This window comes from Xanthomonas sp. BRIP62418 (assembly GCF_003993495.1).
In the GTDB taxonomy this organism is placed as follows: domain Bacteria; phylum Pseudomonadota; class Gammaproteobacteria; order Xanthomonadales; family Xanthomonadaceae; genus Xanthomonas; species Xanthomonas euroxanthea.
Map to the genome: position 1 here is coordinate 126,626 of NZ_QEZG01000027.1, position 17,989 is coordinate 144,614.

Below are 17,989 nucleotides of genomic sequence, written 5' to 3' on the forward strand. Positions count from 1 at the left end.
GGCCGGGATGCGCATGCATTCCGGCCTGTTGCGTTTCAGGACCGGCTGGCAGCGGGGTTTGGGCTGGCAGCACGGTTTGTCGGGTGAGAGCGGCGATGGACCGGCGTGGCGGCCAGCGCTGCGGACGTCGCCCCCGCGCGCAGATCCGGCCCTGGGCAGGTGTGCGCGCGAATCCGGGTCGGCATCGCCATCCGCCGCTGCCGCTGCCGCATCTGGCGGGAACGTGCCGAATCCGCGCCGGGCGGTGCGAGTCACCACCGCACAGATCGCTGGCCGCCACATCCCGGGTCCGGCGCCGACGCATCAGCTCCGTTACAATCTGCAGCCCCGTTTCTGACACGGTTCCCCGGACATGATGGTCCTCGAGGGCGCTTCCGCCCTTTCGCCGTTCCGCCGCGCTCGGCTCGAAACCCGCCTGCAAACCCTCGTTCCCGCGCTGCGCATCACCGGCGCCTGGCACGTGTACTTCATCCGCGCCGAGGCCGGGCAAGCGCCCGACCAAGCCACCTTGCAGCGGATCCTGCAGGCCGAAGCCGCCCCCGCGCCGCGGGCCGAGGAGGCTTCCTCGCGTTACGTGGTGCCGCGCCTGGGCACGCTGTCGCCATGGTCGAGCAAGGCCACCGAACTGGTGCGCGGAGCCGGGCAGCCGATCCAGCGCGTGGAGCGCGGCACCCGCATCGATCTGGCCGGCTGGCCGGCCGACGACGCGACGCAGGCCGCCGTGGCCAAGCTGCTGCACGACCCGATGACGCAGTCGCTGCTTGGCTCGGCCGCGGCCGCCGAGGCGCTGTTCAACGTGCCCGATCGCGGGCAGTTGCAGCGCGTGCCGCTGGCGGCGCTGGAGCAGGCCAACCGCGACCTGGGCCTGGCCCTGGCGCAGGACGAGATCGACTACCTGCGCGAACGCTTCGCCGAGCTGGGCCGCGACCCGGCCGATGTCGAGCTGATGATGTTCGCCCAGGCCAACTCCGAGCATTGCCGGCACAAGATCTTCAACGCCAGCTGGACCATCGACGGCAAGCCGCAGGAACGCTCGCTGTTCCGCATGATCAAGCACACCCACCAGCAGACCCCGCAGCACACCCTGTCGGCCTACAGCGACAACGCCGCGGTGGTGGAAGGCGTGCCGGCCGCGCGCTATCGCCCGGATCCGGCCAGCGGCGAGTACCGCGCCGAGGCGGTGCTGCCGTCGGCGTTTGCGATCAAGGTGGAAACGCATAACCACCCGACCGCGATCGCGCCATTCCCCGGTGCCGCCACCGGTGCCGGCGGCGAGATCCGCGACGAGGGCGCCACCGGCCGCGGCGGCAAGCCCAAGGCCGGCCTGACCGGGTTCACGGTCTCGCACCTGCGCATCCCGACCCTGCCGCAGCCGTGGGAGGCGCCGCGCGCGCTGAACCCGCGCATGGCCCCGGCGCTGGACATCATGCTCGACGGCCCGCTCGGCGGCGCCGCGTTCAACAACGAATTCGGCCGGCCGAACCTGCTGGGCTATTTCCGCAGCTTCGAGCTTGCCGAAGGGCAGGGCCTGACCCGTGCCTACGACAAGCCGATCATGCTGGCCGGTGGCCTGGGCGCGATCGATCGCAACCAGGTCGAGAAGCTGCGCCTGCAGCCCGGCGATGCGGTGATCGTGCTGGGCGGCCCGGCGATGCTGATCGGCCTGGGCGGCGGTGCAGCCAGTTCGGTGGCCGCCGGCGACAGCGCCGAGGCACTGGATTTCGCCAGCGTGCAGCGCGAGAACCCGGAGATGGAGCGCCGCTGCCAGGAGGTCATCGACCGCTGCGTGGCGCTGGGCACCGACAACCCGATCCGCTGGTTCCATGACGTGGGCGCGGGCGGCCTGTCCAACGCCATTCCCGAGTTGCTGCACGATTCGGGCGTGGGCGGCATCATCGACCTGGGCCGCGTGCTCACCGACGACCCCTCGCTGTCGCCGCTGGAACTGTGGTGCAACGAATCGCAGGAGCGCTACGTGCTGGGCGTACCGCAGGCGCGCCTGGACGAATTCGCCGCGATCTGCGCGCGCGAGCGCTGCCCGTTTGCCGCCGTCGGCGTGGCCACGGCCGAGGAGCGGCTGGTGGTCGGCTATGGCGTCTTCGACGCCGGGAATGGGGAGTCGGGAATCGGGAATGGTAACGGCGCACTGCCGGTTGCCGATGCCGCTTCTCACCATTCCCCATTCCCCACTCCCGATTCCTCGCTGCCGATCGATTTGCCGATGGACGTCCTCTTCGGCAAGGCGCCGAAGATGCATCGCGATGCGGTGCATCCGCCGGCACCGCAATGGCCGGTGCTGCAGACCGCCGTGCTGGATCTGCAGCAGGCCGGCCTGCGCGTGCTGGCGCATCCCACGGTGGCGTCCAAGAGCTTTCTGGTCACCATCGGCGACCGCAGCGTGGGTGGCCTGACCGCGCGCGAGCAGATGATCGGCCCGTGGCAGCTGCCGCTGGCCGATTGCGCGATCACCCTGGCCGGCTTCGATACCTTCGCCGGCGAGGCGATGTCGATCGGCGAGCGCACCCCGCTGGCGTTGTTGAACGCCGCCGCGTCGGCACGCATGGCGGTGGGCGAGGCGATCACCAACCTGTGCGCCGCCCCGGTGCAGACGCTGGACAGCATCAAGCTCTCGGCCAACTGGATGGCCGCGGCCGGTCATGCCGGCGAAGACGCCTTGCTGTACGACGCGGTGCGCGCGATCGGCATGGAGCTGTGCCCGGCGCTCGAACTGAGCGTACCGGTGGGCAAGGACTCGCTGTCGATGCAGGCGCAGTGGCAAGAAGCTGGGATTGGTGATTCGGCATTCGGGATTGGCGAAACGCCGCAGCCTTCCGCCGTTGCGAATCCCCAATCCCCAATCTCCAATCCCATCGCCCACAAGAGCGTTTCACCCGTCTCGCTGATCATCAGTGCGTTCGCGCCTGTCGCCGATGTGCGCACGCAGTTGACGCCGCTGTTGCGTAGCGACGAAGAGAGCGAGTTGTGGTTGATCGGGTTGGGCGGCGGCAAGCAGCGTCTGGGTGGCTCGGTGCTGGCGCAGGTGTATGCCGACGATGCCGCGTTGCCGGCATTCGGCGGCGAGGTGCCGGATCTGGACGATGCGCAGCGGCTGCGCAGTTTCTTTGAACTGATCCGCGCCGCGCGCGAGAGCGGCCTGTTGCTGGCGTATCACGACCGCAGCGATGGCGGTGCGTTTGCGGCACTGTGCGAAATGGCGTTCGCCTCGCGCCAGGGCCTGGATATCACGCTCGATGCCTGGGGCGACGATGCGTTCCGCAGCCTGTTCAACGAAGAACTGGGCGCGGTGGTGCAGATCGCCAACGAGGATCGCGCCGCGTTCGCCGATCTGGTCGAGCGGCATGCCTTGACCGAATGCGCGCAGCGTATCGCACGTCCCACCGGCGCGCCGCGCATCCGCGTGAGCGGGCAGGGCCGCGTGCTGGCCGAGTGGCGTTGGGAAGCCTTGTTCGATGCCTGGTGGTCGGTGAGCCACGCCATGCAGAAGTTGCGCGACAACCCGGAAACCGCCGACGAGGAGCGTGCACAGGCGCGCGACTTCCAGGCACCGGGATTGCGTCCGAAGCTGGTGTTCGATCCGTCCGAAGACGTGGCCGCGCCCTTCGTGGCGACCGGTGCACGGCCCAAGGTGGCGATCCTGCGCGAGCAGGGCGTCAACGGGCAGATCGAGATGGCCTACAACTTCGAGCGCGCCGGTTTCCGTGCGTTCGACGTGCACATGAGCGACCTGATAGAAGGCCGGGTGGATCTGGCGCAGTTCTCCGGGTTTGCCGCCTGCGGCGGCTTCAGCTACGGCGACGTGCTGGGTGCCGGCCGCGGTTGGGCTACCTCGATCCTGGAACGGTCGGCCTTGCGCGATGCGTTCGCCGCGTTCTTCGCGCGCAGCGATACCTTCGCGCTGGGCGTGTGCAACGGCTGCCAGATGCTCAGCCAGCTCAAGGACATCATTCCCGGTGCCGAGCATTGGCCGCGGTTCCTGCGCAATCGCAGCGAGCAGTTCGAAGCGCGCACCGCCTTGCTGGAAGTGGTGGAGTCGCCGTCGATCTTCCTGCGCGGCATGGCCGGCTCGCGGATTCCGGTGGCGGTGGCGCATGGCGAAGGCCGCGCCGAGTTCGACACCGTGGTGGATCAGGCCGCTGCACGTGTGGCCCTGCGCTTCATCGATGGCGATGGCGCGGTGGCCTCGCAGTACCCGCTCAATCCGAACGGCTCGCCGGACGGCATCACCGGGCTGACCAGCACCGACGGTCGCGCCACCATTCTGATGCCGCATCCGGAGCGCACCCCGCGCACGGCAAACCTGAGCTGGCACCCGGCCGACTGGGGCGAGGACTCGCCGTGGCTGCGCATGTTCCGCAATGCGCGGGTCTGGTGCGGTTGATGATGTGGCGCGGTACGGCATGAGCTGAAGCGCCGTACCAACGGTGCCATCGGACGGCCGTGTGCAGCGATGCACACGGCCGTTGTCGTTGCTGGTCCTGCAAGAAAGTAAGTGATCAACGCCGGGACATGGTTTACTTCAGGTCACTATAAAAACTACTAGTTATTTACTTGCGGTATACGGTGATGCTGCTTGTGTGATGTCAATCCCAATTGAATCTTTGGTTTTTCAATAGATTCAGACCACGTTTTGAATCATTGATTCATGGCGTTTCTGCAGCACTTTATGTCGCGATTCGTGGGTTCTTTTGCGCGGGTAATCTCCGGCGCAGACGCAGTGCGAGTGCATTTTAGATAAACCTCAGGGGGACCGTGCGATGCAATCGCGCGGTGGTCGGTTTTTACACCAGACCAATGGGGAGTAAGTCGTCGATGAAACCAATGTACTTGGATGGCGGCGGTGGGCAGCATGCCCATTGCCGAACGGGCAGGCTTGCCTGCGATGTGGGGAATCAGCGGTTGAATCGATCGCCGGTGCACGCGCGCGGCAGGCTGGCGGCAGCGATGCTGCTGGCACTTGCCGGCCTGGCCGCAGCTGCCCAGGCCACCACGCATGCCGATGCGCTTGCGCATTGCACGGTGGTCGAGGGCCAGCAACGTTGCGACACCGATGCGGCGACCCGCAACGACGTGGTGCCTGCAACCGCGAGCGCGCAGGCGACCGCAACGCCTGCGGCCGATACCGATGCACCGGCGTTTGCGGATGGGCAGGATGCGTTGGCACTGGGCAATGCAAGCAATGCGCTGGGCGATGGCACCAGTGCGTTCGGTGGCGGAAGCCTGGCGCTGGAGCGCGACGCCACCGCGATCGGGCACAACGTATCGGCCGCCGGGGAATCGGCAACCGCCATTGGCGGCGTGGCAACGGTCTACGACTACGACGCATTCGGTTTTGTCATCGGGCAACGCGAACAGGCCACGCAAGCGTCCGGGGTGGGGGCGACGGCCATCGGCGGTGGTGCACTGGCCGGCGATCCGTTTTCCAGCGCCCTGGGCAGCGGCGCCAGCGCCATCGGCGTGCAGGGCACGGCGGTGGGGTATCGCGCGCAGACCGGCAACGACGGCGCCACCGCGGTGGGCGGTCTGTCCACGGCCAGTGGTTTTCTCTCCACCGCCGGCGGCTACAGTTCGCGTGCCAGCGGAGATACGTCCACCGCCTTCGGTTACCGGGCGCGCAGCGAAGGCAGTAGCAGTATTGCAGTGGGCGATACCGCACTGGCCAGCGGTGTGCAAAGTGTGGTGGTGGGTGGCATCAGCAACTTCGGCTCGATCACCGCCGCTACCGGAACAGGCGGCATCGCGCTCGGCGCAGGTGCGCAGAGCCAGTCCGATTATGCGATTGCCATTGGCTACGATTCCAACATCTTTCCGAATCGGCCTGGCAATACCGATTCCGTGGCGATCGGCCACAGCGCCGGTTCGTTCGCGCCACGCACGGTATCGCTGGGTGGTTTTGCATTGACGATGGGCGATGGCGGCATCGCGATCGGTCACGACAGCACGGCCTACCTGGAAAACAGTATCGCCTTGGGCGCGCGCGCCGCCACCTCGTGGTTCAACGGCAACAACACCGCGATCGGTGCAGATTCCCAGACCAATGGCATCGATGCGCTGGCGATCGGCTATGGCGCGCGCGTGGGTGATTTTGTCGACGATGCCTGGAATCGTTCGGCATCCAGTGCCGTCGCACTGGGCGCACATTCTTACGCGTACCGCAGCAACACGGTGTCGGTGGGCGATGTGCAGGCCGGGCTGACGCGGCAGATCACCAGCGTGGCGGCAGGCACCGAGGCCTACGACGCGGTCAATGTAGCCCAACTCGACAGCGTGCGTGCGATCACCAATCGGCTCGACAGCACGCTGGCCATTGGCAAGACCGATACGGACGAAGCCGCTGCCCATGTCGACGGACTCAATGCGCTGGCCTTGGGGAGCGCCAGCAACGCCATCGGCGATGGCGCCAATGCGCTGGGCTCGGGCAGCTTGGCGCTGGGGCGCGATACCGTGGCTGTCGGCCGCAACGCCAGCGCGGCCGATGCATCGGCCGTTGCAGTGGGCGGCGTGGCGTCCGTGCCGGTCTTCGACGCGGAGGGCTCGATCGTCGGCGCGCAGGAACAGGGTGCCTCGGCCCAGGCACGCGGCGCGGTGGCGCTGGGCAGCGCGGCCATTGCCCAGCGCAGCTTCGCCACTGCGGTCGGCACGGGGGCAGCGGCCAGTGGCGAGCAATCGATGGCGGCCGGATTCAGCGCCCGTGCGCAGGATGATGTGGCCACTGCGGTGGGCGCCTTTTCGAGCGCCCGCAGTGCGGCGGCGTCGGCCTTCGGCTTCGGTGCGCTGGCCAACGCGAGCATGACCACGGCAGTGGGCTTCAACGCCTCCAGTCTTGGCGAGGGCAGTGTGGCCGTGGGCAGTCTGGCGGTTGCCGCTGGCGAGGGCAGCGTGACGCTTGGCGGCATGTCACTGATCAGCTCCACGCTCAGGTCGGCAGGTGCCTTCCGGGTCGGTGGCGTTGCCATCGGCGCCGGCGCGCGAAGCGACGGCGATTACGCCGTTGCGCTGGGCTACAACGCCAATGTGTTCTCCAACGACACCAACGCCGATGCGGTGGCGATCGGCCATAGTGCGGCCTCGTTCGCGCCGCGCACGGTGGCGCTGGGGGCGCTGGCATCTGCCGAGGGCGTTGAGGGGATCAGCATCGGCTATGACGCGCGCGCCACCTCCAGCAGGAGCATTGCGATCGGCAGCGGCGCCAATACGTCTATCCTCCATGGCGACAATATCGCCCTGGGAACCAACGCCAGGGCGGACGCGCCCGATGCGATCGCGATCGGGCGCAATGCCAGCGTCGGCGTGTTCGTCGGTGAAGCGGGCAGCGCGGCGATGGCACTGGGCGTGCAATCCAATGCGCTGGGCAACAACAGTCTGGCGATGGGCTACAACGCCTTTACTCGGCAAGGGGGCAGTAACGCCGTCGCACTCGGTGCCGATGCCGGTGCCAGTGGTGCCGATTCGGTGGCGTTGGGCGCGGGCTCGCGCAGCTACGAGGCCAACGTGGTGTCGGTGGGTAACGGCAATGGCCGCGGCGGCCCGGCCACGCGTCGCATCGTCAATGTCGGCAGCGGCGCGATTGCCAGTGCCAGCACCGATGCAGTCAACGGCGGCCAGTTGTTCCAGTCGTTGAGCAACGCTGCCAGCTTCCTCGGCGGTGGCGCGGCGATCGGTGCGCAAGGCGTGTTCGTGGCACCGACCTACGTGATCCAGGGCAGCAGTTACCGCAATGTGGGCGAGGCGCTGGCTGCGCTGGACAGCAAGGTCAGCGAGCTGGATGCGCGAGGTGGAGCGGCCACGCCCGGCACTGCCGCACGTTCAAGCGCTGCGCGTGTGGCAACGGCGCCTTCACCAGTTGCGGACGCCTCGACTGTCGCCACCACGGCGGATGCGACAGGCGATGGCCTGCAGGCGACAGCGCTGGCCACCGACGGCATGCCAGAAAGTTCGGCGTCGTCGGTTGCTGCAACGGCGAGCGCGCTGGATGCAGGCAACGCGGTGCAGGGCAGGCCGACCGCGGCGGTGGTCGGCAGCATCACCCCGGCCGCAACGTCCACCGCCGTCGGCACGGCGGCAGTGGCCAACCACGTGACCGGCACGGCGATCGGCGGCAGCGCGTATGCGCATGGCCCCAACGACACTGCGATCGGCAGCAATGCGCGCGTCAATGCCGACGGCAGCACCGCGGTCGGCGCCAATACCCGGATTGCCGCGGTGGCGACCAATGCGGTGGCCATGGGCGAAGGCGCGCAGGTCAGCGCGGCCTCCGGCACGGCGATCGGCCAGGGTGCACGGGCAAGCGCACAAGGTGCGGTGGCCCTGGGCCAGGGGTCGGTTGCCGATCGCGCCAACACGGTGTCGGTGGGCAGCGTCGGTGGCGAGCGTCAGGTGGCCAATGTGGCCGCCGGCACGCGTGCCACCGATGCGGTCAACAAAGGCCAGCTGGACAACGGCGTCGCCGCGGCCAACAGCTATACCGACAGCCGCTACAGCGCGATGGCCGACAGCTTCGAGACCTACCAGGGCGATATCGAAGACCGTCTGCGCCGGCAGAACCGTCGCCTGGATCGGCAGGGTGCGATGAGCTCGGCGATGTTGAACATGGCCGCCAGCGTCGGTGGCATCGCCACGCAGAACCGCGTCGGTGCCGGTGTCGGTTTCCAGAACGGCGAATCGGCGTTGTCGGTGGGCTACCAGCGTGCGATCAGCCCGCGCGCCACGCTGACGGTGGGCGGCGCGCTCAGTGGTGACGACAGGTCGATCGGCCTGGGCGCCGGCTTCGGCTGGTAACGCAGGCCTTGCCGTTGCAGCGGCGCGCGTATGGCCGCTGCGTGCTCACTCATTTGCTTTGCATTTCATCTTGAAGAGGACGTCATCGTGATTCAGACCCATCGTTCCCGAACGCTCGCCATCGCCTGCAGTGCCGTCCTGTCGCTCGCCAGCGGCATCGCCACCGCGGCCATACCGGATTCCGGCGTGCGCACTGCGCAACGTCAGCAGGCCATGCGCGACGCCCCGGTCGACAGCATCATCGTCAACTATCGCAGTGGCCGGGTGAGCGCGCGCAGCGTCGGCACTGCGTCGGTGGCCACGATCGCTGCGGCGGCATCGCGCGCGGCAGTGCGCCTGGTGCCGGCCGCGCGCAGCGGCACGCAAACCGCGCCGACGCATGTGCGTACGCTGGCGGTGGGCAGTGAGTTGATCAGGTTGCCCGCACAGCTCAGCCGCAGTGACGCCGACCGCCTGGTGCGCGAACTGCAGGCCGATCCTGCAGTGGAGTACGCGCAGATCGACACGCGCATGTATCCGTTGCAGAACAGCGGTGGCAGCCTGCCCGACGACCCGCTGCTGGCGGGCAATCAATGGCATCTCACCGATCCGGTTGGCGGCATCGATGCGCCGGCAGCCTGGGCCACCGCCCAGGGCGAAGGCGTGGTCGTGGCGGTGATCGATACCGGCATCTTGCCGGGGCACCCGGATCTGGCCGGCAACCTGCTGCAGGGCTACGACTTCATCACCAACGCCGACAGATCGCGACGCGCCACCGACGCACGTGCGCCGGGCGCGCTGGATTACGGGGATTGGGAAGCAACGGACGGCGAATGCGGCATTTTTTCAGCGGCCCGCGACAGTTCCTGGCACGGTACGCATGTGGCCGGCACGATTGCCGAAGCCACCGGCAACGGCATTGGCGGTGCCGGTGTGGCCTACAAGGCCAAGGTGCTGCCGGTACGCGTGCTGGGTCATTGCGGCGGTTCGTCCTCGGACATCACCGATGCCATCGTGTGGGCGTCGGGTGGCCATGTGGATGGCGTGCCGGACAATCGCAACCCGGCGGAAATCATCAACATGAGCCTGGGCGGCGTTGGCCCCTGCGATTCGGTCACGCAGGCGGCGATCAACGCTGCGGTGTCGCGTGGCACCACCGTGGTGGTGGCGGCCGGCAATGATGGCGCGGACGTGTCCAGTGCCGTGCCGGCCAACTGCGCCAACGTGGTGTCGGTGGCGGCCACCCGCCTGACCGGCGGGTTGGCGTACTACAGCAATTTCGGCAGCTTGATCGATGTGGCAGCACCCGGCGGCGGCGCGCGCGATCTGGAAACCCACACCTTGTACGACGGCCCGATCGGCAGCTGGATCTGGCAGACCGGTTACACCGGCAAGACCACGCCCACGTCCGGCCAATTCGCCTATCTCGGGCCTGGCTTTGCCGGAACCTCGATGGCCGCGCCGCATGTGGCGGGGACGGCCGCGCTGGTGCAGAGCGCCCTGATCGCCGACGGCAAGCCGCCGCTGACACCCGCGGCACTGGAGCGCCTGCTCAAGCGCAGTGCGCGCGCGTTTCCGGTGCAGTTGCCGTTGAGCACGCCGGCCGGTAGCGGCATCGTGGATGCCGGCGCGGCCATCGATCGGGCACTGCGCCGTTGCGACAGCGGCGACCTGGGCTGCCAGCTGGACGCGCAGACGCTGCGCAACAGCGTGCCCGAGCGCGGTCTGTCCAATGTGGCCGGCGATGCCGGCGTCTTCGCCTTCGAAGCGAATGCGGGTGCGGTGCTGAGCTTCGTCAGCTTCGGCGGCAGCGGGCAGGTGGCGCTGTATGTCGCCATGGGCCGCGCGCCGACCGCAACCGACAACGACGGCATGTCCAGCCGGAGCGGGACCAGCCAGACGGTGCGCTTCACCGCACCGCGTGCCGGAACCTATTTCATCCGGCTCGATGGCAGCAGCTTCGATGGGGTGAGCCTGTTGGCGCGCCAGTGATCCGACACGCGGTGGCCCCAGAGGGCGCTGCCGCCGGTTTCTTGGCGCGATGATGCGGATGAGAGCGGCCTCATTGCGAGGCGTCGTGGCCTGAAGCGTCGGCGCGGGACGCGCTGGCGCGGTTCCTGACCTGTTTCGCGCGCGGTTTTGCGCAACCAAGCCTGCTGGCGTCCTGCCAGCGGGCTTTTTTGTCTGCTGCAGACATCCGTATTCAGCTTTCAAATGTCTCGCGGGACATGATCTAGATCGCTGTTTTCCAAAGAATTATCAAAAAACTAATAAACGCAAGCCGAAGTGTGATGAAAAGCACGCTCAGCTTCGCTTTCTGTCAAAAACTTGACGCCCGATTTGACCGCTGTTAACACTTCGCTCAGTTCTATGGTTGGGTAGCGTTCACTTTTTGACTATCCAGGGTGCCGCTTTCCGCGCACCGCCAGTTGGCCCATGGCGCCAATCACCACGGGGATCGCAGTGGCTGACGGCCTCGCGACGGTGGGTGTTTGTCAAAAAACCAGTCCCAACATTCAGGAGCAGGGCGTCGATGAATCGGATTTATCGCAAGGTCTGGAACAAATCGTTAGGCGTGTGGGCCGTGGCATCGGAGTTGGCCAGCGGCGACAGCCCGGGCGCAGTGAGCACCGCCGCATTCATCGACCGCCGCCAGAGCCGTTGCCTGGTTGCCGCGATCGCCCTGGCGCTGGGTAGCGCCGGCATCGCCATCCCCCTTTCCGCAGTGGCGCAATCGGTCGAAGTCGGTCGCGGTGCGTCGGCACCTGCCGCCAATGCCACCGCCATCGGTGCCGGGAGTCGCGCCAGCGCGACCGGCGCGCTCGCCACCGGTGCCGACAGCAGCGCCAGCGGCGTCAACAGCAGCGCGATCGGCCGCCAGACCAATGCGATCGGCGAGAACGCGGTGGCCATTGGCTACAACAGCTTCGTGCGCCAGAGCGGCGAAAACGGCGTGGCGCTGGGCGCCAACGCCGGCGTGACCGGTGCCAACTCGGTGGCGCTGGGCGCAGGCTCGCGCACCCACGAGGACGATGTGGTGTCGGTCGGCAGCGGCAATGGCCGCGGTGGCCCGGCCACGCGCCGCATCACCAACGTCAGCGCCGGCGTCAACGCCACCGACGCGGTCAACGTGGCGCAGTTGCGCGACGTGGCCGACGTGGCCGAAGACACCGCCACGTTCTTCAAGGCGACCCCGGGCGAAGACAGCGTCGGCGCCTATGTCGATGGCGACAGCGCGCTGGCTGCCGGCGATGCCGCCAATGCCACGGGCACGGCGACCACTGCGCTGGGAACCGGTGCCAATGCGGTGGCCGACAATGCCACCGCGGTCGGTGCCAATGCGCTCGCCTCCGGGCAGAACAGCGCGGCATTCGGCCATAACGCGCAGGCCAACGGCCCCGGCAGCGTGGCCGTCGGCGGCGCTGCGGTGGACGAAGATGGCGAGCCGTTGGTCACCAACGGCGGCGTGCCGGTCACCACCGGTGCCACCAGTGCCGGCGTCGGCGGAACCGCGGTCGGCGCCAGCGCCAATGCCGATGGCTTCGCGGCCTCGTCGTTCGGCGTCGGCGCGTATGCGGCCGGTGCGCAGTCGTCCGCGTTCGGTGCGGTTGCCAATGCGGCAGGCGATTACGCCACCGCCGTGGGCACGCAGACCAGCGCCAGCGGCACCAGCAGCACCGCAGTCGGTGGTCCGGTCGATTACGTCCCGGGTCTGGGTTTCTTCGTGCAGACCCAGGCCAGCGGCGATGCGTCCACCGCGCTCGGCGCCGGGGCGATCGCATCGGGTACCTACACCACCGCCGTCGGCGTGCTCAGTGAAGCCTCCGGCACCGAAGCCACCGCCGTGGGTTACTTCGCCTATGCACCCGGCGAAGGCGCCACGGCAGTCGGCCCGGAATCCTGGGCCAGCGGCGAGCTGAGCACGGCGCTGGGTTACTACAGCACAGCACGCGGCGCCAACTCGGTTGCGTTGGGCGCCAATTCGATTGCCACGCGCGCCAACACCGTGTCGGTGGGCGCGGCCGGCGATGAGCGCCAGATCACCAACGTCGCCGCCGGTACCGAGGGCAGCGACGCGGTCAATCTCGACCAGCTCACCGCCGTGTCCGACGTTGCATCCACCACCGCGCGCACGTTCGTGGCCACCGGCGATGGCACCGCGATTGTTGAAGGCATCGACAGTGTTGCGGCCGGTTCCAACGCATCGGCAACGGGTGACTACAGCACTGCATTCGGTTCGACCAGCCAGGCATCCGCGCAGGGCAGCACCGCGCTCGGCAGCGGCGCCATCGCGACCGGCGAGAATGCAAGCGCGCTCGGTTTCAACAGCAATGCAGTCGCCGACAACGCCACTGCGCTTGGCGCCACCAGCAGCGCGTCGGGCGAGTCCAGCACCGCAGTGGGCGGCGCAAGCCAGGCCACCGCCAGCGGCGCGACCGCACTGGGTTACGAGAGCATTGCCAACGCCGCCGACTCCACTGCGCTGGGGGCGGGCAGTGTGGCCTTCGGCGACACCAGTACGGCCGTGGGCGGTGCAAGCGTCGCGTTCGGCGATGACAGCGCCGCTTTCGGCGCCAATGCCGCCGCCGGCGGTAGCGCATCCACTGCGATCGGCGCAAACAGCAGTGCCTTCGGCGAGCGCACCGTTGCGCTGGGTGGCGCCAGTAACGCGTCGGGCGACGACAGCATTGCGCTCGGTGCGAGCAGCCAGGCCTCCGCGCTGGGCACGACGGCGGTCGGCAGCAATGCCAACGCCAGCATCGCCAATGCCACGGCGGTGGGCTTCAACAGCAGCGCCGGTGACGACTACGCCACCGCGCTCGGCGGCGACAGCAATGCATCGGGATATTTCAGCACCGCCGTCGGCGGCAACAGCATCTCCAACGGACGCTACTCGACAGCGATCGGCTATGAAAGCATCGCCAACGGCGGCTCGGCCACTGCGCTGGGCATGGCCAGCGTCGCCTGGGGCGATGGCAGCACCGCGATCGGCATCGAGAGTTCGGCCTATGGCTACGACAGCACCGCAGTGGGCCCCAATGCCTTCGCCGCCGACACCGCCTCGGTGGCGATGGGTGCGTTCGCCAACGGGTGGGGCGCGCGTGCCATTGCACTTGGCAGCGAATCTGCCGCGGTAGGCGATGAAAGCGCTGCGCTGGGCTGGGAAGCGCAGGCCGATGGCGCGCAGAGCGTGGCCATCGGTAGCAACGCGCTTGCGTCCGCGCAAAGCAGCGTAGCGCTGGGCGCCGGCGCAGTTGCCGATCGCGCCAATACGGTGTCGGTGGGCAGCGTCGGTGGCGAGCGCCAGGTCACCAATGTCGCCGCCGGGACTGAAGGCACCGACGCGGTGAACCTGGACCAGCTCAACGCGGTCGGCGAGACCGCCGAAACCACTGCGCGCCTGTTTACCGGTACCGGCACCGGCACCGCCGATGCGCAGGGCGAGGACGCCATCGCGGCCGGGTCCAACGCCACCGCCGATGGCGATTACAGTAGCGCGTTCGGCTCCAGCAGCCAGGCCACCGCGATTGGCGCGGTCGCCATCGGCAGCGGTGCCAGCGCCACCGCGCAGTACGCCAATGCGGCCGGCTACAACGCCGCCGCCAGCGGCTACGGCAGTGTGGCCAGCGGCGCCTTCAGCCAGGCCAGCGGTGATTACGCCGTGGCCGTGGGTGGCGAAAGCGAAGCCGCCGGCGCGCAGAGCACCGCGCTGGGTGCGGCGGCAGGCGCCTATGGCGATGGGTCGCTGGCCGCCGGCACGCTGAGCGTGGCCGATGGCAGCGAAACCACCGCAGTGGGCTATTTCGCCAGCGCCAGTGGCGATTCGGCCACCGCGGTCGGCGCAGAAAGCGTGGCCGATGGCACCAGCGCGGCAGCGTTCGGCTTCGGCGCCGAGGCCACCTCCAACTACTCCACCGCCCTGGGCGGCTATTCCAGCGCGACCGGGTTCAACAGCACCGCGCTGGGCAATTTCAGCACCGCCAGCGGCTCCAGTACCGTGGCCGTGGGTGGCGATGCCACCGCAACCGGCGACTACAGCGTTGCGGCCGGCCAGGGCAGCGTGGCCAGCGGCTACAACAGCGTGTCGGTCGGTGGCGCCTTGCTCGGCCTGCTGCCGACCGAAGCCTCCGGCGACTTCTCCACCGCGCTCGGCGGCGCTGCATGGGCGCCTGGCCTCAACAGCACCGCACTCGGCAATTTCGCCGAATCCACCGGCGAAAGCAGCGTGGCGCTGGGCGCCGATTCGGTGGCCGATCGCGATTTTGCGGTCTCGGTGGGCAGCGCCGGTAACGAGCGTCAGATCACCAACGTGGCCGCCGGTACGCAGGGCACCGATGCGGTGAATCTGGACCAGCTCAACGCCGTGGCCGAAACCGCGCAATCCACCAGCAAGTACTTCCAGGCCAGCGGCAGCGCCGACAGCGATGCCGGCGCCTATGTGGATGGCGACAACGCGCTGGCTGCAGGCGAGGGCGCCAATGCCACCGGCACCGGCACCACGGCGTTGGGCGCAGGCGCGCAGGCGGTGGTCGATAACGCAACGGCGGTCGGCGTGAGCGCACTGGCCAGCGGCATCGGCGCGGCGGCGGTGGGCAACAATGCCCAGGCCACCGGCGAAAACAGCAGCGCGGTCGGCAGCAATGCCCTGGCCAGCGATGTCGGCGCCACCGCAAACGGTGCCGGCGCGCAAGCGGTTTCGACCTATACCACCGCGCTCGGCAGCGAGGCAGTGGCATCGGACAACCAGGCCACGGCGGCCGGTTTCCGCAGCACCGCCTCCAATGTCGGCAGCGCCGCCTTCGGTGGCTACAGCGAATCCAGCGGCCGGCTGTCGTCGGCGCTGGGTTACGGCGCGGTGGCCTCGAGCGACTACAGCACCGCGGTCGGTGCCGCATCGCTGGCCTCCGGTGCAAGCGCGGTCGCCGTGGGCGAGTTCAGCGAAGCCACCGGCGACGAAAGCGTGGCGGTGGGCGGCAGCACGTTCTTCGGCTTCATCCCGGCGCGTGCCACCGGAACCGGCGCTGCCGCATTCGGTGCAGGTGCCTGGGCCACGGCCGACTACACCACCGCGATCGGCTGGAATTCCTATGCCGACGGCGTCAATGCCACCGCGCTGGGTCAGAGCGCGGCGGCACTTGCCGACAACACGCTGGCCCTGGGTGGCGGCAGCCGCGCCGATGCGGTCGGTGCCAGCGTGGTCGGCGTGGATGCATCGGCGACCGGCATCAACAGCACCGGCGTCGGCCGACAGGTCAACGTGATCGGCGAGAACGCGGTGTCGGTGGGCTACAACTCGTTCGTGCGCCAGAGCGCGGTCAACGGTGTGGCCCTGGGTGCCAATGCCGGTGCAACCGGTGCCGATTCGGTGGCACTGGGCTCGGGCTCGCGCAGCGACGAAGCCGACACGGTGTCGATCGGCAGCGGTAATGGCCGCGGCGGCCCGGCCACCCGCCGTATCGTCAATGTCAGCGACGGCCAGGCGGCGACCGATGCGGTCAACAAGGGCCAGCTGGATGCGCTGGCGGCCGATGTGCAGACCACCACCGGCATGGTGCAGACCACCGGCGAAGGGGTGGCCACCGCGACCGGTGATCGCGCCACCGCCGCAGGTGCCGGCGCAACTGCCAGTGGCGCACGCAGCGTGGCGATCGCCTCCGGCAGCCGCGCCTCGGCCACCGGCGCCAGCGCCATGGGCGTGGACAGCAGCGCCAGCGGCGTGAACAGCACTGCGATGGGCCGGCAGACCAATTCCATCGGCGAAAACGGCGTGGCACTGGGCTACAACTCCTTCGTGCGCCAGAGCGGTGCCAATGCGGTGGCGCTGGGTGCCAATGCCGGTGCCAGCGGTGCGGACTCGGTGGCGTTGGGCTCGGGCTCGCGCACCTATGACGCCAACGTGGTGTCGGTCGGTAGCGGCGATGGCCGCGGCGGCCCGGCTACCCGTCGCATCGTCAATGTCGGCAGCGGCGCGATTGCCAGTGCCAGCACCGATGCAGTCAACGGCGGCCAGTTGTTCCAGTCGTTGAGCAACGCTGCCAGCTTCCTCGGCGGTGGTGCGGCGATTGGTGCGCAAGGCGTGTTCGTGGCGCCGACCTACGTGATCCAGGGTGCCAGCTACAACAACGTCGGTGCGGCATTGACCGCGTTGGACAGCAAGGTCACCGAGCTGGACGCACGTGGCGGTACCGCAACGGCCAGCACTGCGGTACGCACGCTGTCGCTGCGCACCGCAGCGGTGCCGGCTGTTGCCACCAGTGCAGTGACTGCATCGAGCAACGCTGTCGCCGATACCGGCGCCAGCGTGCAGGGCACGCCGACCGCAGCGGTAGTCGGCAGCATCACCCCGGCCGCAACGTCCACCGCCGTCGGCACGGCGGCAGTGGCCAACCACGTGACCGGCACGGCGATCGGCGGCAGCGCGTATGCGCATGGACCCAACGACACCGCGATCGGCAGTAATGCGCGCGTCAATGCCGATGGCAGCACCGCGGTCGGCGCCAATACGCAGATTGCCGCGGTGGCGACCAATGCGGTGGCGATGGGCGAGGGCGCGCAAGTCAGTGCGGCCTCCGGTACTGCGATTGGCCAGGGTGCCCGGGTAAGCGCACAAGGTGCGGTGGCCCTGGGTCAGGGGTCGGTTGCCGATCGTGCCAACACGGTGTCGGTGGGCAGCGTCGGCGGCGAGCGTCAGGTGGCCAATGTGGCGGCCGGCACGCGTGCCACCGATGCGGTCAACAAGGGCCAGCTGGACAACGGCGTCGCCGCGGCCAACAGCTATACCGACAGCCGCTACAGCGCGATGGCCGACAGCTTCGAGACCTACCAGGGCGACATCGAGGACCGTCTGCGCCGGCAGAACCGTCGCCTGGACCGGCAGGGCGCGATGAGTTCGGCGATGTTGAACATGGCCGCCAGCGTCGGTGGCATCGCCACGCAGAACCGCGTCGGTGCCGGTGTCGGTTTCCAGAACGGCGAATCGGCGTTGTCGGTGGGCTACCAGCGTGCGATCAGCCCGCGCGCCACGCTGACGGTGGGCGGCGCGCTCAGTGGTGACGACAGTTCCATCGGTGTGGGTGCCGGCTTCGGCTGGTAACCCGCTGGGTGCATGACACGCGGCGGCGCCGGTGTGCGCCGCCGCGCCAGAGCAAGGCCCGAGGGGGCGGGCAAGGACCGTGGCTGGGCCGGCCAACGGATTCGATGGAGTGATGGCCTT

4 protein-coding genes are annotated in these 17,989 nt (G+C 68.6%); all 4 read left to right on the forward strand.

The window, feature by feature from the left end; genetic code table 11:
• Window positions 1-352: 352 nt before the first annotated feature.
• The 4 genes from purL to EO174_RS04890 all read left to right on the forward strand — a co-directional run bounded on the left by purL (window position 353) and on the right by EO174_RS04890 (window position 17,869).
• Window positions 353-4,399 (forward strand): phosphoribosylformylglycinamidine synthase, encoded by a 4,047-nt coding sequence (gene purL, locus EO174_RS04875; RefSeq protein WP_126942667.1) that lies wholly within the window; start codon window positions 353-355, stop codon window positions 4,397-4,399.
• A 431-nt stretch (window positions 4,400-4,830) separates the two neighbouring features.
• Window positions 4,831-8,796 (forward strand): YadA-like family protein, encoded by a 3,966-nt coding sequence (locus EO174_RS04880; RefSeq protein WP_126942670.1) that lies wholly within the window; start codon window positions 4,831-4,833, stop codon window positions 8,794-8,796.
• 87 nt (window positions 8,797-8,883) lie between these two features.
• The gene (locus tag EO174_RS04885; protein WP_126942673.1) at window positions 8,884-10,767 is read left to right on the forward strand and encodes a S8 family peptidase; all 1,884 of its coding nucleotides are present in this window, start codon (window positions 8,884-8,886) and stop codon (window positions 10,765-10,767) included.
• 541 nt (window positions 10,768-11,308) lie between these two features.
• On the forward strand, window positions 11,309-17,869 hold the full coding sequence (locus tag EO174_RS04890; RefSeq protein WP_126942676.1) for an ESPR-type extended signal peptide-containing protein: 6,561 nt from the start codon (window positions 11,309-11,311) through the stop codon (window positions 17,867-17,869).
• Window positions 17,870-17,989: the final 120 nt, after the last annotated feature.